Origin of the sequence: Caballeronia ptereochthonis, assembly GCF_001545075.1 — a bacterium.
GTDB lineage: Bacteria > Pseudomonadota > Gammaproteobacteria > Burkholderiales > Burkholderiaceae > Caballeronia > Caballeronia ptereochthonis.
The window spans coordinates 36,179-55,553 of record NZ_FCOB02000025.1 but is presented as its reverse complement, the minus strand read 5'-3'; the positions used below and the strand labels follow the sequence as shown (position 1 = coordinate 55,553).

Here is a 19,375-nt window from a genome sequence, read left to right as displayed (position 1 = left end):
TTCGAATAAAGAGCAGAGACGACATTGGCTTACCAATCGACGTTGCCCTTCGATATCGCCGCCGCGCGCGTCGATGCGCTCGCGCTGCTGCGCACGCTGCCGGCGCGCGAAGGGCATTGGGACGAACTGCGCGACGCCTCGGGTCAGTTGCGCGAGCCGTGGCGGCAGTTCTTCGAATTGCTCGGCGAACAGGGCATTGCTCGGCTGGACGATGGCGTCGCCGCCGTCGCGCAGCAAGTGCGCGACAACGACATCACCTACAACGTCTATGCCGACAACGGCAAGCCGCGCGCGTGGTCGCTCGATCTTCTGCCGCTCATCATCGACGAAGAAGAATGGGCCGTGATCGAGCGCGGCGTCGTGCAGCGCGCACGGCTGATGGAAGCGATCGTCGCCGACGTCTACGGGCCGCAGACGCTTCAGCATCGCGGCCTCCTGCCGGGCGCGCTGGTGTTCGGGCATCCCGGCTATCTGCGATCCGTGAAGGGCTTCGTGCCGCCGCTCGGCCGCTTCCTGCAGATCGTCGCGGTCGATCTGGCGCGTGCGCCGTCGGGTGCGTGGACCGTCATCGCGCATCGCACCGAGGTGCCTTCGGGGCTCGGCTATGCGCTGGAGAACCGCCTGATCGTCGCGAGCCTGTTCGCCGATCCGTTTCGCGCAATGCGCGCGAGCCGGCTCGCGGCGACGTATTCACAGCTCATCGCGACGATCGCCCACGGCGCGCGCGCCACCATGCGCGACGACGAAGGCGGCCGCGTCGACGCGTCCAGCGATGCGCCGCATATTGCCTTGCTGAGTCCGGGCCCGTTCAGCGAGACGTACTTCGAACATGTGTTTCTCGCGCGCTATCTGGGCGTGACGCTAGTCGAAGGCAAGGACCTCACGGTGCGCCACGACAAGCTCTATCTCAAGACGCTCGCCGGCTTGTCGCGCGTGCATGCGGTGTTGCGGCGCCTCGACGATGCGTTCTGCGATTCCGTCGAATTGCGCGCGGATTCGACCATCGGTGTGCCCGGCCTTCTGCAGGTGATGCGCGCGGGCAATGTGATGGTGTCGAACGTGCCGGGCGCGGGCTTCACGGAATCGCCTGCGCTCAATGCGTTCTTGCCCGGCATCGCGCAGGCGCTGCTCGATGAAACCCTCGAATTGCCGACCGTGCCCACGTGGTGGTGCGGCGAGGAAGCGGCGCGGCGCGAAGCGTTCGAGTGTCTCGACAGCGCACTCATCGCGCCGACATGGCCGAACGCGCAGGCCGACCAGGCGCCGGGCATCGATGCAGGCGTGCAGCAGCTTGCGGCATGGCGCGAGCGCATCGAGCGCGCGCCGGATCTCTTCACGATTCAGGAGCATCTGCCTTTTTCCAGCGCGCCGCGCTTTCACGACGGCGCGCTCGGCTCGCGCCCGTGCGTGCTGCGCGCCTATGCGATCGCCAATATCGACGGAAGCTGGAGCGTGATGCCCGGCGGCTTCACGCGCCTCGCCGCCGACAAGCGCGCGACGGTATCGATGCAATTCGGCGGCAGCAGCGTCGATACGTGGGTGATGTCGGGCCAGCCAGGCGGCGCGGTCTCGCTGCGTCCTACGCCGATGAAGCCCGGCGACTTGCGCAAGCATCGCACCGTCTCGAGCCGCGCGGCGGAGAACCTCTTCTGGGCCGGTCGTTATGGCGAGCGCGCGGAAAACAACGTGCGGCTGTGCCGATTGCTGCTCGGCATGCTCGATGGCAGCGACGCCGAAGAATTCTTTCCGACGCTCGCCGAACTCGCGTCGCAATGCGGGCTGATTCCGTCGGTCGATACGCTCGCGCGCAGCACGCCTCAGGCGTTCGAGCGGGTCCTGATCGCGGGGCTGCCGGAGAACAGCCGGGCGACGAGCATCGGGGGCAATCTAGCGGATCAGGCGCGCGCATGCGGCGAGATTCGCGACCGTCTCTCGACCGACCACTGGCGCACGATCGTCGCGTCGCGCAACGACTTCCGCGATGCGCTCGCGCGCCTCGCACTCGCCAGTGCCGGCACGGAAGGCACGCCGCGCATCGGCCGCGACTATGACCGCGTGATGCTCGCGGGCGCGCTCGAACATCTCGCGACGCAGTTGTCGGCGATCAGCGGCGCGCAAGGCGATCGCATGACGCGCGACGAGGCGTGGCGGCTCTTGTTCATCGGCCGTCATATCGAACGCGTCGCGACGATGGCCACGTTCTTGCGCGTCGTGGCCGAGTGCGGCACGCTCGCGTCGCCCGCGGGTTTCGATCTGTTGCTGCAGCTCTTCGACAGCACGCTCACGTATCGCTCGCTGTATCCGGGAAGGCTCGAAGTGCCGGCGCTGATCGATCTGATCGTCGTGGATCAAACCAATCCGCGCGGACTGTACGGCGTCTACGCGCGCCTGCGCACGAAGCTCGACGAAATCGCGGCGGCTGCGGGCGGTGCACGACGCGCGCAGGCGACGCGTTTCGCGGATCTGCTCACGCACGCCGATGCCTTGCCGCAACTCGCGGTGCTCTGTGAAACGCGCGAGAACGGCCGCTACGATGCGTTGATCGCGCTCTGCGACAGGCTCGTTGCATCGGTGGGTGCGGCCTCCAACGAAGTGAGCGCGCGCTATTTCAGCCATGCGAACACGCTTGCCGCACAGGTCTCGCCATGAATATCGGCATCAATGACACCGTGCTCGCGGTCACGCATCGCACCACTTATCGCTATTCGACGCCGGTCGAGATCGCGCAGCATCTGGCGACCATTCGTCCGCTGCATTGTCCGTGGCAGCAGGTCATCTCGCATACCGAGCGCATCGAGCCCGTGCCGTCTTACGTGCATAGCCGCGTCGATGCATTCGGCAACGACGTGCTGTATTTTTCGCTCGATGCCCCGCACGAGCGCCTTTCGATGACGAGCGAGACCACCGTGCGTCTGACGCCGCGCTGGAGCACGCTCGATGCCGATGCGACGCCGCCGTGGGAGGAAGTCGCGCAACGCTTGCGGTATCACGCAGGCGCGCCGTTTTTCGCGGAGAGCGAGTTCTGTTATGCGTCGCCCAACATCTCGCTCGATCATGAGTTGCGCGAGTATGCGCAAGCGAGTTTCGAGGCGGGCACGCCGCTCGTCGCCGGCGCGATCGATCTCATGCATCGCATATACGCGGATTTCGAATACCGGCCTTCTTCCACGTCGTTCGACACGCCCGCATCGCGCGCATTCGAATTGAGGCACGGCGTATGCCAGGACTTCTCGCAAGTGATGATCGGCTGCCTGCGCGCGCTCGGCCTTCCGGCGCGCTATGTGAGCGGCTACTTGCGCAACGATCCGCCGCCGGGACATGCACGGCTGATCGGCGCGGATGCATCGCATGCATGGGTATCGGTGCATTGCCCGCAAAGCGGCTGGATCGACCTCGATCCCACCAACGACGTCCTCGCCGATCTCGATCACGTGACGCTCGCCACCGGCCGCGACTACAGCGACGTGTCGCTATTGCGTGGCATGATTCTCGGCGGCGGCGCGCATCACATGGATGTCGCCGTGAACGTGCTCGCCCTGTAGGAATGCAAGGGCGTTCTTCGAGCCGACTTCAAAGAACGTGAAAGCGCGCCGCGCCGCGCTGCGCTAATCTCTAGGGTCTCGTCGCTCATGCGCGCTATCGCGCATGTCCTTTCGTTTTGCAAGGAGATTCTCACGATGGAATACGTGAAACTGGGCTCGACCGGACTCGACGTATCGCGGCTGTGTCTCGGCTGCATGACCTACGGCGTGCCCGGGCGCGGCACGCATCCGTGGACGCTTGATGAAGAGATGAGCCGTCCGCTCATTCAGCAGGCGCTCGAAGCGGGCATCAATTTCTTCGATACGGCCAACACCTATTCCGACGGCACGTCGGAGGAAATCGTCGGGCGCGCGCTGCGCGACTTCACGACGCGCGATGACATCGTGATCGCGACGAAGGTATTCAATCGCATGCGTCCCGGCCCGAATGGCGCGGGACTGTCGCGCAAGGCGATCTTCAACGAGATCGACAACAGCTTGCGGCGCCTGGGCACCGATTACGTCGACCTGTATCAGATTCATCGCTGGGACTACACGACGCCGATCGAGGAAACGCTCGAAGCGCTGCACGATGTCGTGAAGGCGGGCAAGGCGCGTTACATCGGCGCCTCGTCGATGTATGCGTGGCAGTTCAGCAAGGCGCTCTATACGTCGCGCGCGAACGGCTGGACCGAGTTCAAGACGATGCAGAATCACCTGAACCTTCTGTATCGCGAGGAAGAGCGCGAGATGCTTCCGCTGTGCGAGGATCAGGGCATCGGCGTGCTGCCGTGGAGTCCGCTCGCGCGCGGCCGTCTCACGCGCGACTGGGACACGACGAGCGCGCGCCAGGAGTCGGATGCGTTCGGCAGCGCGCTTTACCGGACCGATGAGGCGGATCGCGCCGTGGTCGAAGCGGTGGCCGCGGTGGCGAAGGCGCGCGGCGTGCCGCGCGCGCAGGTCGCGCTGGCGTGGGTCGCGCAGAAGACGCCGGTCACCGCGCCGATCATCGGTGCATCGAAGCCCAATCATTTGAGCGATGCGGTCGCGGCGTTGTCGCTGAACCTCACGGCGGCGGAGATCGCGCAGCTCGAAGCGCCGTATGCGCCGCATGCGGTTTCCGGCTTCAATTGACGCAACGATAAACGCACACGCAAGCGCGCGGCTCACAACTGCGATTCGATCGGCAAGATGCCCAGCATCCAGATGCCCGCGCGCTTCAACGCCGACGCGTCGGGCTCGCTGTCGAGCTCGGTCGTGCTGCCGTTGGCATCGGTATCGATCCACACGAGGCGCCGGCTTCCCGTGCCGTCGTAGCGCAACTCGACGCGCCACGCGATGCGATCGATATTCGTCCCGATGCCGCTCGCCACCTCTTCAGCCGCATCCGCGCTCTCGCAATACACGCCGATCTCCGTATTCAACTCCACCGAGCGCGGATCCAGATTCATCGAGCCGATGAAGATGCGCTTGCGGTCGAACACATAAGTCTTCGCGTGCAGCGAAGCCTTGGACGAACCGAATGTGGTCTTCTTCTGGCCCGTGTCGCTATCGTCCGACGCGACGGGCTTCAGCTCGTAAAGGCGCACGCCTGCTTCGAGCATGTCCTTGCGATAGCGCTGATAACCCGCATGCACCGCCGCGACATCGGTGGCCGCGAGAGAATTCGTGAGCACGGTGACGCGCACGCCGCGCGACGTCATCGAGCGCAGCCATTGCACGCCTTCCTTGCGCGGCACGAAGTAGGGCGACACGATCAGCATTTCCGTGCCGGGATGGAGATTCAGCGCCTTGAACTGCGACATCAGATGCCCTTCGGTATCGCCGGGCGCGCGCGTGATCTTCGCCGGATCGTCGTAGAGCAGCGTGGCCTTGCCCCATGAGAACGCGGCGCCGTGCGTCTGTATCACGTTCGTGTAGCGCTCGCGCACCTGCGCGACATAAGGCGAACTCTTCTCCGACAGCAGATAGGTATCGAGCTTCTCGCGATAGGCCGCGAGTGCATCGGGGGCGGCGTGACGGCCCATCAGGTTCTCGATCGGATACGCCGCATCCGAGTTCCAGTAAAGGTCGAACGCGCTCGACACCTCGCGCACCACGGGCCCGTGCACGAGCACATCGAGATCGCCGAATGCGACCGTGCTCGACGCCCCGAAGTATTCGTCGCCGATATTTCGCCCGCCGAGGATCGCGGCCTGGTTGTCGGCGATCAACGCCTTGTTGTGCATGCGCCGGTTCACGCGAAAGAATTCGAGCGCCGAGCCGAGCTTCTTGAACGTGCGGCTCGCGACCGGATTGAAGAGCCGCACCTGCACGTTCGGATGCGAGGCGAGCGCGAGCAGGAACTGGTCGTCGGCATTGGTGCCGAGATCGTCGAGCAGCAGGCGCACGCGCACGCCGCGATCCGCGGCGCGCATGACGGACGCGGCCATCTCGCGGCCGGTCAGATCGTCGTGCCAGATGTAGTACTGGAGATCGAGCGTGCGCTCGGCGGTCTCGCTCAGGATCACGCGGGCGATGAGCGCGTCCATGCCGTTCGACAGCAGATGAAACGCGTTGTCGCCGGGATGCGCCGCCTCGCTCGCCGCGAAGGCCGTGCCGAGTCGCGTGCCGCCGGTATCGGTCAGGGCGTGGCTTTCCATGCGTCCCGTTTGCGGCGGAAGGCTGGCGCAGGCCGTCATCAGCAGCGTCAGCGCGACGGCTTGAAATGCGGCGAACCATCTTCGAAGCGTCATCGCGTGCCCTCCGCTTGAATCGGTCATGTAGCGCGCCTAGGCGATGCTCCTTTCCCGCCGCGCCGCTTCGCTCAAACGCGCGCGCACGAAGCCGATGTGCTCGCGCAGCACGTACAGCGCATCGGCATAGGCGAGCGGCAGCCTGAGCGTATCGAGCGATTCCTCGATGTAATCGAGCTCGACGAGCAGCACGCGCCGTTCGTCTTCGCTGGTCAGTTTCATCGCGCCGCGCTCCACCGCGATCAGCGCGCCGTAGTAGCGATAGATGCGCGAGCGCACGCGCCATCGGTAGAGCGCGGGCACGACCCTGAGCGCCGGAAAGATCAAGACCGCGACGGGCAGCAACAGCACGAGCGCGCGGTCCGCGATATTCGCGAGCCAGAACGGCAACGCGCGATACAGGAAGCTCTTGCCGGAACGGTAATAGCGGCTCGCATCCTCGCTGATCGGAAACTCGTGCGCGACGGGGCTCGGGAACTGACCCGCGCGTTGCAGCAGGCCCGCCATGCCGTGCACTTCCTGCGCGGCTTCGATGAGCAGGTCCGACAGAGCCGGATGCAGGCTCGGCCGCGCGACCAGCTCGACCGTCGGGCTGACGAGATGCACGGTCTCCGGCGGAATGCGGCGGCCGAGGTCGAGCACGCCGGGCGGCAGCTCGATATCGTCGAGATAGGGAAAAATGCGCGTGTAGGCGCTCGCTTCCTTGAAGTCCATCACGGAGATGCCGGGCACGCGCAAGAGGCGCAGCATGAGTCCGCGCGTCGCGGAGTCGCCGGAGAGAAAGACCGCGTCGGCTTCGTTGCTCACGAGTTGCGTCGCGGCTTGCAGACCGTCCGTCGGCAGAAGCTGCGTGCTTCCGCCCGGATAGATGCCGTTCGCCTCGAGCAGCCTCAGCGAGAGCATGCGCGTGCCGCTGCCCTCGCGGCCGATGGCGATGCGCTTGCCTTCCAGTTGCGACAACAGCGTGAGGCCCTTGCCGCGATAGAACACGACGAGCGGCACATACGACACGCTGCCGAGCGACACCAGCTTCGACGCCTGTTCGTTCGTTGCGATACCGCCTTGCACGAGCGCGAGATCGACGCGCTGCTTCGGATCGAGCAGGCGCTCGAGGTTCTGCACGGAGCCGTCGGAGGGCAGCACTTTCAGGGTGATGCCGTTGCGCGCGAGCAGCCGGGCATATTCCTGCGAGATGACGTAGAACGAGCTGTCGGGCTGGCCCGCGCTCATCGTGATGGTCTTGGGCGGCGCGGGATCGACGAGCCAATACACGAGTGCGGCGACGATCGCGATGATCAGCACGACCGGACCGGCGGTCCAGGTGATGTCATGCAGGACCCCTTTCGCGTGATCCTGAGGCAGATGAGGACGCTTCATGCGGTGCCTCGTCATGCGCGATCGCTCACGGGTGCCTGCGCGTCGGGAAAGACATGGAGCATGTCGTGCCTGTGTCGGAAGCGGCGTTGACTCGCAGTGTAACGCTGTCCGCAGACAAAACGACAAGGCCGGTGCACGTGCGGCCGGCCTTTGCGTTTCATCGGTTGTCGTTCATGCCCAGTGCGCGGGAATCCAGACCGCGCCGACGTAGTGGCCCGGAATCCAGATTGCGCGCCGCGGCACGACGTAGACGGTCTTGATGGGCGGGGGCGGGGCGACGTAGACGGTCTTGACGGGCGGCGGGGCGACCACCACTGTCTTTGCGGGCGGCGGCGGTGCAGGCGTGACCACGACCGTCGAAGGCGGCGGGGACGGGGCGACCACGACGGTCGTCGAGGGGGGCGGAGGCGGCGGCACGATCACGGGCGCGCCGATCACCGTCGTCGAGCCGCTCACGACCGTCGTGCTCGACGTCACCGTGCCGCCGCCGACCACCGTCGTGCTGTGCGAGCCGCTTGTCGCCGTCGCGGTGCCCGAGGTCACGACGACGCCAGGCGCCACGCTCGTCGCGCTGCCCGAATGCGTCACCGTGCCGCCGTTCGCCGTATTGACCGTGCCGGAGCGGTTGCAGGTGTAGCCGCCGCAATTCGTCGACGCCGTATGCGTCGACGTGTTGCCGTTCGGCCCGGTCACCGAGCCCGACGATGAGTACTGTCCGGGAGCGGTGCGCGTGACGGTGTCGGTGCCGGTCGCGGTCTTGCCGTTCGGGCCGGTCGCGTTGCCGCTATGCGTGCAGCTGCCGCCGGCGCAGCTCGTATCGCCCGCGTGCTGCACGGAGCGGCCGTTCGGTCCGTACGCCGTGCCGGAGTTGGAGAACTGGCCGGGCGCGGTGCGCGTCACGGTGCCGGAGTTGGTGGCGACGCGGCCCCACGGATTCTCGACGCCGCCCGCATGCGAGCAGCTGCCGCCGCCGCACGAGCCAAAGTGCGCGCCCTGATATTCGCCACGGCCGGTGTAGGCCGTGCCGCCGCGCGCCCAGCCGGCGAATGCGGAGCCGCTGCACAGCGTGAGGGCGGCGGCCGTCGCGATGAGGAGCAGATGGCGTGCGCGGCGCTTCTGCGAACCTGCGTGCGAAGCGGGATCAACGCGGGCGTCTGAAGCGAAAGTCGGGCTGTTCTTCACGGAGTGTCCTTCTCGGTTTCTTGGGCCACGTTGCGTCTCGTGTGGCGACGGAAGTGACTATAGGGGAAGGGTCCGGCGAAGTCCTGCGCTAACTTGTTTCGCCCGATGTCACGCATCGAAGATCGGCGCTCTTCCCCGTGGTGTAAGGCCTTGCGGCATTTTCGACAGATCGGCGAAGGGTGCGTGCGACATGATTTCGCGCGTTGCGTCACACTAGCAGTTGCTGCCGATCAACGCATTCGTCACAACAAAGGAAGCCGAAGAGTCCACCATGTCAACGTCCACTCCGATCAGGATTGCCGTACTCGACGACTATCAGAACGTCGCGCTTTCCATGGCCGACTGGTCGCCGCTCGCCGCGCGCGCCGAGATCACCGTCTTCAACGATCACATCGCCGAACGCGACGCATTGCTCGAACGCCTGCGTCCGTTCGACGTCGTCTGCGCGATGCGCGAGCGCACACCGTTTTCGCGCGACATCATCGAGAACCTGCCGAATCTGAAGCTGATCGCATCGACCGGCGCGGCCAATGCGGCGATCGATCTGGAAGCCGCGGCCGAACGCGGCGTCGAAGTGCGTCACACGGGCTACGCGTCGACGCCGACGATCGAATTCACTTGGGCGCTGATTCTCGCGATGGTGCGCAACATTCCCGCCGAGCATCGCTCGCTCACCGAAGGCGGCTGGCAGACCGGCCTCGGCACCGAACTGGCGGGCAAGACGCTCGGCTTGCTGGGTCTCGGGCGCGTGGGTTCGGCGGTCGGCGTGATCGGCCGCGCGTTTCGCATGAACGTGATCGCGTGGAGTCAGAACCTGACGCCCGAGCGCGCGGCGGAGAAGGGCGTGCAGCTCGTCGACAGGGACACGCTCTTCAGGACCTCGGACGTGCTCTCGATTCACGTGCGTCTGAGCGAGCGCACGCATCATCTCGTCGGCGCGAAGGAGCTCGCGCAGATGAAGCCGACGAGCCGCCTCGTCAACACGTCACGCGGGCCCATCGTCGATAACGCCGCGCTTGTCGATGCGCTCAGGTCGGGCAAGCTCGCGGGCGCGGCCATCGACGTCTATGACGAAGAGCCGCTCGCCGCGGACGACCCGCTGCGCTCGCTGTCGAACGTGCTGGCGACGCCGCACATCGGTTATGTGTCGGAAGAGCTGTATCGCACGTTTTATGGCGATACCGTGCGCAATATCGTCGAATGGCTCGATACGCGGAAGGCTTGAGCCTTCGCTCATGACCTGGCGCGCCGCGTAGTCTCTTTCGATTCCTCGGGCGGCAGCAGCGAGAACAACGTTTCGACTGCCACGCTCGCGCGGCGCTTCGCGTCCGCGCGACCGACCGCGAGCTCGATGATCGCCAGCCCGACGACGAGCGCGTGCACCATCGACACGTGTTCCTTCGACACGGCGAGTCCCATCGATTCGAGCATGCGCGTGATGCGCACCGCGACGCCCTCGGCCAGCTCGCGAAACAGGCTGCGTAGGGTCGGCTCTTCGTCGGCGGCCTGCGCGAGCGCCATCAGCACGCGCGTGTTCTCGTGGCGCATCGCGACGTTCGCAATCGACGCGGCGGTGATCTTCGGCGACGGCTCGCCGGCGAAAGTATCGACGGCGGCGAGCTGGCCTTCGATCGCGGTGCGCGCAACCGCTTCGATCAACGCGAGCCGCGTCGGGAAATAGTAGGTGAGGTGACTTTGACGCACGCCCGCGCGCGCGGCCACGCGCGGTTGCGTGAAGCCCGAATAGCCCTCTTCGCGCAGCGTGGCGAGAGCGGCTTCGAGTATGGTTTGTCGGCGATCCTGCACGAGCATCTTCCGCGTTTTTGGTTAATTTACCAAACCTTAGCGCGGGGGCGGTGCTGCGTCAACCTCATCGGCTTGACTGGTTTCCGTATGAAGGCGGCTGAGGGTTGTTTGCCGGATTCGTGTCGTATTTGCGGATCTCGGCGATCGCATCCGTCGCGAGCGACTGGAGGTCGGCTTCGAGTGCATCGGCCACGCCTTTCTCATAGACTTCCTCGCCGTTCACATACAGCGTGAACGATTCGAGATATTTGGCTTTTTTCGCGCGATTTTCGATGGTTTCCCGCGTCCATCGATAGAGCGGATAGTGCTCGATGCCATCGCGCTCCGCCTGCGCCACGTAATCGGCGAAGGCATCGTACTGGCACTTCGGTTCGGCGTTGTGCTTCGCGAGCACCGTGTTGATCGGCGCAAGCTTTTCGTTCGACGGGTCCCGACGGGCCATGGTCGCGTATTCGGGCGCGAGTTTGATTCGAACTTGGTATTGCCAGGATTCGTTCATGATGTCCTTTCAGCATTGAAAGCGATGAGAACGCTTGCGTGCGGATCATGCGCTTCATGCACTACACTTCCCCTCGCATCGCGAAGCAAGCCAACCATCAATGTTCATCATTGCAGGCGACGAACAAGAGGAGGGTAACAGTGAGTCTTCGACATTCGATGTTCTGCCCATGTTGCGATAGTCAGCCGGACGCCGCAAGCCGCCGCCGCTTCCTCGCGCTGGCGGGCCAGAGCGCGGCGGCGCTCGCGCTCTTTCCGCATCTCGCCTACGCCGACGACGACGTGCCGGCAATCCCCTACGATTCCGTGCCCGATCCCGTGCGCCTGCCGCGCGACGTGTACTTCGGCGAATGCTCGGGCGTCGCGCTCAATTCGGCGGGTCACGTCTTCGTGCTTTCTCGCGGCAACAGCACGGGTCCCGCATACGGGGCGGCCGCGGCCCAGTTGCTGGAGTTCGACCGCAACGGACGCTTCGTGCGCGAGATCGGGCATAACCTCTATGCATGGTCGTTCGCGCATACGGTCAAGGTGGATCGGCAGGACAACGTCTGGGTCACCGACAAGGGCTCGGACATGATCATCAAGTTCACGCCCGAAGGCCGCGTCGCGATGGTGTTCGGCCGCAAGCAGGAGGCGTCGGACGAAGAGACCGCGCCGCTCAAGCATCCGAATCCGCCGCTGCCATCCGAGCCCGGGCGCTTTCGTCAGGTCACCGACGTTGCGTGGGACACCGCCGGCAATACCTATATCAGCGACGGCTACATCAACTCGCGCGTGGCGAAGGTCGACAGGGACGGCAACTGGCTCAAATCCTGGGGCGAGCGCGGCAAGGGGCCGGGGCAGTTCCATACGCCGCACAGCATCGCGGTCGATGCGAACAACATGGTCTATGTCGCCGATCGCAGCAACCGCCGCATTCAGGTGTTCGACGGCGAAGGCAATTTTCAGCGCCAGTTCACGATCGATGTGCCCGTGCCGCCCGATGCGCGTCCGGCCATCGGCAACATGCCCGATGAAGCGGCGATCGCGGCCGGCACCTTCGCGCCCGGCTCACCGTGGGCCATCTGCATTTCGCCGGGTCCGAATCAGGTGCTGTACTGCGCCGACGCGTTTCCCGGGCGCATCTACAAGCTCTCGCTCGACGGCAAATTGCTCGGCGTGCTCGGGCGATCGGGCAAGCAGTTGAAGCAATTCGGCTGGATCCATGAAATGGCGTGTCCCGCGGAAGGCACGCTATTCGTCGCTGAATTGCTCAACTGGCGTGTGCAGAAGCTCGTGCTGCACGCGTGAATGCGCGTCTTGCCCGCATCGTCATTTGGGGGGCTTTCCGCGCATCGACATGATCGGCGTCGGCTGCGCGTCGCGGCGATCTTCGCGCCATGCGCGCAGCGTGTCGAGCGCGACCGAGTTGCGCACGTAGCGATGCCACACGAACGCGAGATCGAAGATCAGGATCGCGAGCCACCACGCATAGAGGAAGAACAGGCCGCCGAGCACGACGGGCCATAGCGGCTTGCCGGACAGATCGCCCCATAGCCTCACGCCGACGATGAGCACCATCATCAGCGCGCCGAGCGCGACGAGGATGCGCCGGCCCACGCGCGGCTTGCGCGGCGCGACCCAGCCGCTGATGGCGCATATGAGTCCGGCAAGGACGAAGACCGCTTTGCCGACGACGGGATCGGCGTCGTCGCGATGCAGGAGATCCGCGAACGGGCTCGCGAGGAATGCCGCCACGCCGCTCAACAGCACGAACCAGAAGATGAGCGCGCCCGCCGCGAATGCCGCGAGCGCGACGATGCGCCATCGCAGCCACGCGCCCGTGCGCCGCGCGCCGCGTGCCTTGACGAGACGCGGTATGCGCGCGGCGACCGTCGTGCCCATCAGCAGGCAGGCGAGTGCGAACACCGAGCGCGTGAGATAGATGAACTCGGGCGCGGTGCTCGAGCCGCCCGCGCCCGAATCCGACGAGGCCGTGACCGCCTTGTAGATGAAGAACACCGCCGCGAGATGCAGCGCGAAGCTGAGCAGATAGGGAATCGCCGTGCTGACGATGCCGCGAAGACGCCTGTTTTCCGGGGCTTTCGCGGCGTTTTTTCCGAGCACGACGTTCTCGATGAAATGACCGAAGACGTCGGCATCGGTCCAGTAATCGGTATGCGCCTTGCCTGGCATCCAGTAGCGCGAGAAGCCGATGTCGTGCGCCGGCTCGAACTCGAACGCCTGGCAGCCGTGATGACCGAGATACGCGCGCGCCGTATCGAGCGCGAAGCCGACCGGGTCGCCGAAGTCGTAATAGTTGCGCCACTTGATGCGCGAGGGCAGCGTGACCGGTCCGCCGGGACGCTCGCTTTGCGTGACTGCTTCCCCCTGCATCTCGCTCTTGAGCGTCATGCCTTCCCAGAGCTTGGGCCACAGGAGGATGTGCTTGTCGATCGGCGAGCCGATGGTCATGAAGCCGCGCAGGCTTTGCACCCAGGCGGTGCTGATCGCCTGCTTGCCGTCCTTCGGGTCCGTCACGGTCGGCGTGGACAGCGCCTGCAAAATGCCGAGAAAGCTGATCACGGTGCCTTCGCTATGCGCGACGATATAGACCTCGGGCGCACAATCGCAACGCGCGGTCACGAGCGCGACGAGGCGCTCCATTACGCGATGGAAGCGAAAGACGATGGTGTCGCGATGCTGTTTGAAATCGGCGACGAGCTGCACGTCGCCGACGTAGTCGCGCAGCATGGGCGCGAGATCAAACTTGAAGATGCCCGCCTTCTCCGCGACCGAGAGCAGGCTCTGCATGACGGCCACCGTCTCGACGATTTCCTCGACGACGCCCGACGCCAGCGAGAAATCGGCGGGCTCGAGCTTGCGCTCCTCGACGTTGAGCATGTAGGTCGCCTGCGCGCGGCTCACGATGGAAAGGCCCCACGCCTTGCTTTCCTCGAGCGTGTCGTCCTGCTTCACGACCTCGCGCGGAATGTCGGCCCAATACACTTCGGCGAAGCCGAGCGCCGAATAGAACGCGCGTTGCTCGGCGGTGTACGGGCCGCCGGGCGGCAGATCGAGCTGGCGCACGTCCACTTCGCCGACGCCCGCGATGTCGAAATAGCCGAGCGGCATGACGGGCAACGGCGGGTCGTAGCGCGCACCGAACCGGCTCGCGACCGAGCGCACCGTGTCGCTGTGCAGCTGATTGCCGATGCCGTGTATCGCGACGACGATCTTCTGCACGCGCGGCGCGATCGGCACCTCGGGCATGCGTGCGGCGGACGATGTGTGCGATGCGCCTGGCGCGCCGCTCTGGTTGTCGTCGTCGAGGGATGAGGCGTTCATGTGCGTCTCCCGGTGGCCTTTGGATGGCGCTTCTTCGTGTCCCGACCGTTGCGCCGCGCGCGCCCGCATCCGGCATCGGCGGCGTTCGCCTGCTCGATGCAGATTAGTCTATTTTTAAGACAAGAGAACGAAATGATTGCCGCGATGCATTCGGAGCGGATCGCGCCGGCGGCATTTTGCATGCGTGATAAAGAATGCAAACGGCGCGGCGGTCGAATGCATGCAACATCAGCCGCCGCGTGCGAGCCCTGTTTCCATCGCCACGCCGTTCCACAGATGCATCGCCGCGTATGCGCGCCACGGCCGCCAGCGTTCGGTGCGCGCGCGCTGCTGAGCGGGCTTCGCGAGCGAGGGGTCGCGCTTTGCGATCGCCTGCATGAGCACGAGATCCGCGTCGGGCCATGCATCGGGATCGCGCAAGGCGCGCATCGCGACATAGCCGACGGTCCACGGCCCGATCCCCGGCATGGCGAGCAGCTCGCGCCTGACTTGCTCCGGATCGGCGCCCGGCGCATCGAGCGGCAGTGCGCCCGTCGCGACCGCTTGAGCGAAGCGCTGCACCGTCTCGATGCGTTTCGTCGGCATGCCGATCTTCTCCAGATCGGCGGCGGCGAGCTCGGCGGGCGTGGGAAAGCGCCACGCGGTGCCTTCGTGCGGATGACCTTCTATGCGCTTGCCCGCGCGCTGCACGATGCGGCTCATGATCGTCGACGCGCCTTTCACGCTCACCTGCTGCCCGACGATGGTCCGCACCACCAGTTCGAAGCCGGACCACGCGCCCGGCACGCGCAAGCCGGGCGCGGCCTCGACGAGCGGCGCGAGCACCGGATCAACGGAAAGGCAGCGGGCGATCTCGCGCGGGTCCGCATGCAGGTCGAACATGCGCGCGAGCGGGATGGCCAGCTCTTCCGCATGACGCGCCGCGGCGCCCTCGACGGTCACGATGAGGCGATGCCTGCGTTCGTGCGGCCTGACTTCGACAGTGCCGTCGTCGCCGCGCCATTCGATCACGCGGCGATAGACGCCGTCTTCGGCCGACTCCACGCCCGCCGACGCGCGTCCGCCGATGAATTTCAGCATGCGCGTCCAGTCGAAGGGCCGCCTGAAGGGCAGTTCGAGCGTGGCGGACGAATTGTTCAATGTCGAATGCATTTTGAATGCCGGGCGCGAGATGGTCGATTGCATGCAGATGTTACCTTGGCGAGCCCGCGTCCACGGCGGTGGCGCGGACGATCGGTCACCCGCGGCGGCGCTCATTTTTCGCTAACTCTCGGCGATGACAATGCTTTTCACGGGCAGCGCATGACGCAGCCAAACGAACGAGTCCCCTGACCCAGGCAAAGGAGCCGAACATGAACGCCATCTCGATCAGCATCGTCGCCATCGTCCTTACTGCGGCGCTTGCCGCCATCGCGCCCGTCAAGCATTACGCGCAGCATGAGATCGCGGTATTGAGCGCGCCTGCGGCGAGCACGCGCGCGCAAGTGCGACCTGGCGACGGTAGTGGACTGACGGCGTGAGCGCGCGCTCGTTTGCGGCGCCTTGTGCCGTCAGGGGCGCTGCGCGAGCTCCAGCGTGCTCGTGTTCACGAGCTGCCTGAACTCGGGATCCTGAGAAAGGGTTTGACGCGCGTTCGTGACCAGTTGGGGACGGCGGTCCCATTGATCCGAGCGCACGATGCAGCGCGAAAGCACGTCGGTATAGATGGGACGAAGCCCCTCGCGGTCATGCGCCGCGGTGAGCCGGGCGATGCGGACTTTTTCGTCGTGCGTGAGTCCGCGTGTGAGGCAATCGACGGTCTGGCGGTCCATTGCGGCCTGCGCCGCGTCGAATTCCGGCGAGCGGTAGAAGGTAAACCCCGTGATGACGAGCAGCACGCCGAGCGCGACGCACGCCCCTCGAATCTCGATCAACGTTTTCCCCGGTTGAAGGCTCTGACGGCCTTAGGCTTTTATCGTACCTTACCTTCAGCGGACGCGTGCGACCGTTCGATCAATCAGTGTTGCCCGTCGCGCGTTCGGCCCGCTCCGTCGCCCGCTTCTTCGGCGCCGGGGCTTTCACCGTCGTCAACGTGCGCTCGGCGAGCACCGCGTCGCGCTTCGACAGCAGGTGCTTGCGCAGAATCTCGCCCATGCGTCTGCCATCGCGCGTTTCCAGCGCCTCGATCATCTCTTCGTGATCGCGAATGGCGCTATCCCACTTGGGCGTCTGGAAGTTCGAGCGAAAACGCAGCGCCATGAGGCGTCGGTTGATGGACACGTACGTCTGGCGCAGGGCCGTGTTGCGGGCGGCTTCGTTGATCTTGTCGTGAATGGCCTGATTGCGACTGTAGTAGCCGGAGAGGTCGTTCTGTGCGCGGCAGGCGAGCATCGCATAATGCAGCGCCTTGATCTCCGCGATCTCGAGCGGCGTGATGCGCTCGCACGCAAGCTCCCCCGAGAACGCTTCCAGGCCGCTCATCAGTTCGAACATTTCGCGGATCTCGAACTCGCTCATCTGCGACACGGACGCGCCCCGGTTCGGCGAAATCTCGATCAGCCCCTCGGCGGCCAGCACCTTCAGTGCCTCGCGCAGCGGCGTGCGGGAGATGCCGAGCGTCTCGCACAGCTTGCGCTCGTTGAGCTTCACGCCGGGCGCGAGCAAACCCTCGACGATGAAGCCGCGCAAATGGTCCACGACAGTGTCGTGCAGGCGCAGTCGCTCCACCTTCGGCAGCGATTGTGCAACGTGCGTTTGTGGCAAATCGGGATTTTGCATTCAATACCTCGAATCCGTTTCCGGCAATTTTAACCCAGTGATAACGGAAAAAAACGCCAGCGGGTTATCCCTAGGCCGTTCGGCCTATGTATTCCTTTACGGCGGCAGAACGCTGCGTTATTGTATTTTGCATGCAAAATTACATTTAAGGACGTGTACTCATGCTCAAGCTCGATTTCCACCCCGCTGGCCGTCACTTTTTGCAGATTCCCGGGCCGAGCCCGGTGCCCGACCGAATCCTGCGGGCGATGAGCTATCCGACGATCGATCATCGGGGTCCGGAGTTCGGCGCGCTGGGCCTGAAGGTCCTCGACGGCATCAGGAAGATCTTCAAGACGAGCCAGCCGGTGGTGATCTATCCGGCGTCGGGCACGGGTGCATGGGAAGCGGCGCTCTGCAATACGTTGAGCCCGGGCGATACCGTTCTGATGTACGAGACCGGCCATTTCGCGACGCTGTGGAAGAAGATGGCGGAGAACCTCGGTCTCAAGCCCGAGTTTCTGGGGCTGCCGGGCATCGAAGGCTGGCGGCGCGGCGTGCAGGCCGACATGATCGAAAAGCGCCTGCGCGAGGACACGCGGCATGCGCTCAAGGCGGTCTGCGTCGTGCATAACGAAACGTCGACCGGCGTGACCTCGGATATCGCCGCCGTGCGCCGCGCCATCGACGCCGCCGCGCATCCCGCGCTGCTGATGGTCGATACGATCTCGGGTCTCGCCTCGGCCGACTATCGCCACGACGAATGGGGCGTCGACGTGACCGTTTCGGGCTCGCAGAAAGGCCTGATGCTGCCGCCGGGGATCAGCTTCAACGCCGTGTCGGAGAAGGCGCGCGCCGCGTCCGAACGCGCGACGCTGCCGCGCGCGTTCTGGGACTGGACCGACATCATCGAGATGAACAAGCAGGGCTACTGGCCCTACACGCCGAACACGAATCTGCTGTACGGCCTTTCCGAAGCGCTCGACATGATCCTCGGCGAAGGGCTCGACAACGTGTTTGCGCGGCATCAGCGGCTCGCGGCGGCATGCCGCGCGGCGGTTACGGCGTGGGGACTCGAGATCCAGTGCGCGGATCCGGCCGTCTATTCGCCGGTGCTGACGGGTGTGATGACGCCCGAAGGCGTCGATGCCGATGCGGTGCGCAAGCTCATCTACGAGCATTTCGACCTGTCGCTCGGCATGGGGCTCGGCAAGGTGAAGGGCCGCATGTTCCGCATCGGCCATCTGGGCGATTGCAACGATCTCACGCTGATGGCCGCGCTCTCCGGCTGCGAGATGGGGCTGAAGCTCGCGGGCGTCGAGCTGAAGGGCAGCGGCGTCGGGGCGGCGATGGATTATCTGACGAGCCACGTCGCGAAGCCCGCGCTGAAGGCGGCCGCATGAGCGCCGCGTTCGACGCCGACGCGCTCGCGCGGCTCTTCGTCGAGGCGCGCGCTCATCGCGCGAAGCTGGACACGCTGGCGGAGGGCGCGCGCCCTTCGAACGCCGACGAAGCCTACGCCGCGCAGGAAGCGACGCTGCGTTTGCTTCATGCCGGCATCGGCGGCTGGAAGGTCGGCGCCAAGTCGCTCGACGGACCGATTCAGGGCGCACCGCTTCCCGCGGACGGCGTGCATGGTTCCGGCGCGCGTCTCGCCGTGCATGCGTTCGGCAAGACTGGCCTCGAACTTGAAGTGGCGTTCAGACTCGGCCGGCGTTTCGAGCCTGGCAGCGGTCCCTACCGCGACGAAGACGTGCTGGGTGCAATCGAGTCCGTGCATGCGGCGATCGAAGTGGTGGCGAGCCGCTTCGCCGCCTGGCCCGATGTCGAGAAACCGTGGCAGCTGGCGGACCTGCAGAATCACGGCGCGCTGATCGTGGGCGAGGGCGTGCCGTACGACGCGGCATTTCCCTTCGTGTCGCCCGCAATGACCTTCACGTTCGACGGCGCGCCGCTCTTTCAGGGCGAACCGGCAAACCCGGCGGGCGACCCGCGCCGTCTGCTCGCATGGACGGTGAATCACAGCGTATCGCGCGGGCTCGCGATCGAGCCCGGGACCGTGCTCACGGCGGGGTCGTACACCGGCATCGCCTTTTCCGATGCGCCCGGCATAGCGCTCGGCGCCATCGAAGGCCTGCGGCCCGTCGAATTGCATTTCGCATAACGCATTACGCATTCAACCGCTACCGGCAC

Annotated in this window: 17 protein-coding genes; 8 read left to right on the top strand and 9 right to left on the bottom strand. The window is 65.4% G+C overall.

Going from position 1 to position 19,375, the window contains the following annotated elements:
- The first annotated feature begins 24 nt into the window (after positions 1-24).
- The 3 genes from AWB83_RS24615 (at position 25) to AWB83_RS24605 (ending at position 4,655) form a co-directional block, all read left to right on the top strand.
- Positions 25-2,649, top strand: a complete 2,625-nt coding sequence (locus AWB83_RS24615) for a circularly permuted type 2 ATP-grasp protein (RefSeq protein WP_087048218.1) — start codon at positions 25-27, stop codon at positions 2,647-2,649.
- The gene (locus AWB83_RS24610; protein WP_087048217.1) at positions 2,646-3,542 is read left to right on the top strand and encodes a transglutaminase family protein; all 897 of its coding nucleotides are present in this window, start codon (positions 2,646-2,648) and stop codon (positions 3,540-3,542) included. The genes AWB83_RS24615 and AWB83_RS24610 overlap by 4 nt, the downstream gene beginning before the upstream one ends.
- Before the next feature lie 135 nt (positions 3,543-3,677).
- Positions 3,678-4,655 carry an aldo/keto reductase gene (locus tag AWB83_RS24605; RefSeq protein WP_087048288.1) on the top strand — a complete coding sequence of 326 codons (978 nt, stop codon included), beginning with the start codon at positions 3,678-3,680 and terminating at the stop codon, positions 4,653-4,655.
- A gap of 32 nt (positions 4,656-4,687) precedes the next feature.
- On the opposite strand, the gene AWB83_RS24600 is transcribed toward AWB83_RS24605, so the two are convergent.
- The 3 genes from AWB83_RS24600 to AWB83_RS24590 form a co-directional block, all read right to left on the bottom strand.
- Positions 4,688-6,256, bottom strand: a complete 1,569-nt coding sequence (locus tag AWB83_RS24600) for a phospholipase D family protein (RefSeq protein ID WP_087048216.1) — start codon at positions 6,254-6,256, stop codon at positions 4,688-4,690.
- 36 nt (positions 6,257-6,292) lie between these two features.
- Positions 6,293-7,648 carry a TAXI family TRAP transporter solute-binding subunit gene (locus AWB83_RS24595; RefSeq protein WP_087048215.1) on the bottom strand — a complete coding sequence of 452 codons (1,356 nt, stop codon included), beginning with the start codon at positions 7,646-7,648 and terminating at the stop codon, positions 6,293-6,295.
- Positions 7,649-7,804: 156 nt separating this feature from the next.
- Positions 7,805-8,815 carry a hypothetical protein gene (locus AWB83_RS24590; protein ID WP_374729137.1) on the bottom strand — a complete coding sequence of 337 codons (1,011 nt, stop codon included), beginning with the start codon at positions 8,813-8,815 and terminating at the stop codon, positions 7,805-7,807.
- A 271-nt stretch (positions 8,816-9,086) separates the two neighbouring features.
- Between AWB83_RS24590 and AWB83_RS24585 the strand changes: the two genes are divergently transcribed.
- Positions 9,087-10,040: a D-2-hydroxyacid dehydrogenase family protein gene (locus AWB83_RS24585; RefSeq protein WP_087048286.1), complete on the top strand. Its 954-nt coding sequence runs from the start codon at positions 9,087-9,089 to the stop codon at positions 10,038-10,040.
- Between the two features lie 8 nt (positions 10,041-10,048).
- Here the strand turns inward: AWB83_RS24585 and AWB83_RS24580 are convergent, their stop codons facing one another.
- Both AWB83_RS24580 and AWB83_RS24575 read right to left on the bottom strand, forming a co-directional pair.
- Positions 10,049-10,621, bottom strand: a complete 573-nt coding sequence (locus tag AWB83_RS24580) for a TetR/AcrR family transcriptional regulator (RefSeq protein WP_087048285.1) — start codon at positions 10,619-10,621, stop codon at positions 10,049-10,051.
- A gap of 64 nt (positions 10,622-10,685) precedes the next feature.
- On the bottom strand, positions 10,686-11,120 hold the full coding sequence (locus AWB83_RS24575; RefSeq protein ID WP_087048214.1) for a hypothetical protein: 435 nt from the start codon (positions 11,118-11,120) through the stop codon (positions 10,686-10,688).
- A gap of 158 nt (positions 11,121-11,278) precedes the next feature.
- Here AWB83_RS24575 and AWB83_RS24570 point away from each other — a divergent pair, with 158 nt between their 5' ends.
- Positions 11,279-12,409: a peptidyl-alpha-hydroxyglycine alpha-amidating lyase family protein gene (locus AWB83_RS24570; protein ID WP_374729138.1), complete on the top strand. Its 1,131-nt coding sequence runs from the start codon at positions 11,279-11,281 to the stop codon at positions 12,407-12,409.
- A gap of 21 nt (positions 12,410-12,430) precedes the next feature.
- Here AWB83_RS24570 and AWB83_RS24565 read toward each other — a convergent pair whose 3' ends face one another.
- Positions 12,431-14,446 (bottom strand): MFS transporter, encoded by a 2,016-nt coding sequence (locus AWB83_RS24565; protein WP_244197870.1) that lies wholly within the window; start codon positions 14,444-14,446, stop codon positions 12,431-12,433.
- Positions 14,447-14,674: 228 nt separating this feature from the next.
- Complete coding sequence (locus tag AWB83_RS24560; RefSeq protein WP_087048212.1) at positions 14,675-15,598, bottom strand: DNA-3-methyladenine glycosylase family protein; 924 nt, start codon at positions 15,596-15,598, stop codon at positions 14,675-14,677.
- Between the two features lie 200 nt (positions 15,599-15,798).
- Here AWB83_RS24560 and AWB83_RS24555 point away from each other — a divergent pair, with 200 nt between their 5' ends.
- Positions 15,799-15,966 (top strand): hypothetical protein, encoded by a 168-nt coding sequence (locus tag AWB83_RS24555; protein WP_244197869.1) that lies wholly within the window; start codon positions 15,799-15,801, stop codon positions 15,964-15,966.
- A 30-nt stretch (positions 15,967-15,996) separates the two neighbouring features.
- Here the strand turns inward: AWB83_RS24555 and AWB83_RS24550 are convergent, their stop codons facing one another.
- The gene (locus tag AWB83_RS24550; RefSeq protein WP_087048210.1) at positions 15,997-16,359 is read right to left on the bottom strand and encodes a hypothetical protein; all 363 of its coding nucleotides are present in this window, start codon (positions 16,357-16,359) and stop codon (positions 15,997-15,999) included.
- Positions 16,360-16,438: 79 nt separating this feature from the next.
- A complete protein-coding gene (locus tag AWB83_RS24545) occupies positions 16,439-17,203 on the bottom strand; it encodes a GntR family transcriptional regulator (protein WP_087048209.1) in 765 nt (254 codons plus the stop codon).
- Between the two features lie 161 nt (positions 17,204-17,364).
- Here AWB83_RS24545 and AWB83_RS24540 point away from each other — a divergent pair, with 161 nt between their 5' ends.
- Both AWB83_RS24540 and AWB83_RS24535 read left to right on the top strand, forming a co-directional pair.
- On the top strand, positions 17,365-18,585 hold the full coding sequence (locus AWB83_RS24540) for a pyridoxal-phosphate-dependent aminotransferase family protein (RefSeq protein WP_087048208.1): 1,221 nt from the start codon (positions 17,365-17,367) through the stop codon (positions 18,583-18,585).
- Positions 18,582-19,346: a 2-keto-4-pentenoate hydratase gene (locus AWB83_RS24535; protein WP_087048207.1), complete on the top strand. Its 765-nt coding sequence runs from the start codon at positions 18,582-18,584 to the stop codon at positions 19,344-19,346. The genes AWB83_RS24540 and AWB83_RS24535 overlap by 4 nt, the downstream gene beginning before the upstream one ends.
- Positions 19,347-19,375 lie beyond the last annotated feature (29 nt).

Excerpts from the sequence above, each read along its gene's own strand:
- AWB83_RS24610 (WP_087048217.1), top strand. The coding sequence starts at position 2,646 with ATGAATATCGGCATCAATGACACCGTGCTCGCGGTCACGCATCGCACC.
- AWB83_RS24540 (WP_087048208.1), top strand. The coding sequence starts at position 17,365 with ATGCTCAAGCTCGATTTCCACCCCGCTGGCCGTCACTTTTTGCAGATT.
- AWB83_RS24585 (WP_087048286.1), top strand. The coding sequence starts at position 9,087 with ATGTCAACGTCCACTCCGATCAGGATTGCCGTACTCGACGACTATCAG.
- AWB83_RS24565 (WP_244197870.1), bottom strand. The coding sequence starts at position 14,446 with ATGAACGCCTCATCCCTCGACGACGACAACCAGAGCGGCGCGCCAGGC.
- AWB83_RS24595 (WP_087048215.1), bottom strand. The coding sequence starts at position 7,648 with ATGACGAGGCACCGCATGAAGCGTCCTCATCTGCCTCAGGATCACGCG.
- AWB83_RS24575 (WP_087048214.1), bottom strand. The coding sequence starts at position 11,120 with ATGAACGAATCCTGGCAATACCAAGTTCGAATCAAACTCGCGCCCGAA.
- AWB83_RS24605 (WP_087048288.1), top strand. The coding sequence starts at position 3,678 with ATGGAATACGTGAAACTGGGCTCGACCGGACTCGACGTATCGCGGCTG.
- AWB83_RS24545 (WP_087048209.1), bottom strand. The coding sequence starts at position 17,203 with ATGCAAAATCCCGATTTGCCACAAACGCACGTTGCACAATCGCTGCCG.
- AWB83_RS24535 (WP_087048207.1), top strand. The coding sequence starts at position 18,582 with ATGAGCGCCGCGTTCGACGCCGACGCGCTCGCGCGGCTCTTCGTCGAG.
- AWB83_RS24600 (WP_087048216.1), bottom strand. The coding sequence starts at position 6,256 with ATGACGCTTCGAAGATGGTTCGCCGCATTTCAAGCCGTCGCGCTGACG.
- AWB83_RS24555 (WP_244197869.1), top strand. The coding sequence starts at position 15,799 with ATGAACGCCATCTCGATCAGCATCGTCGCCATCGTCCTTACTGCGGCG.
- AWB83_RS24570 (WP_374729138.1), top strand. The coding sequence starts at position 11,279 with ATGTTCTGCCCATGTTGCGATAGTCAGCCGGACGCCGCAAGCCGCCGC.
- AWB83_RS24560 (WP_087048212.1), bottom strand. The coding sequence starts at position 15,598 with ATGCATTCGACATTGAACAATTCGTCCGCCACGCTCGAACTGCCCTTC.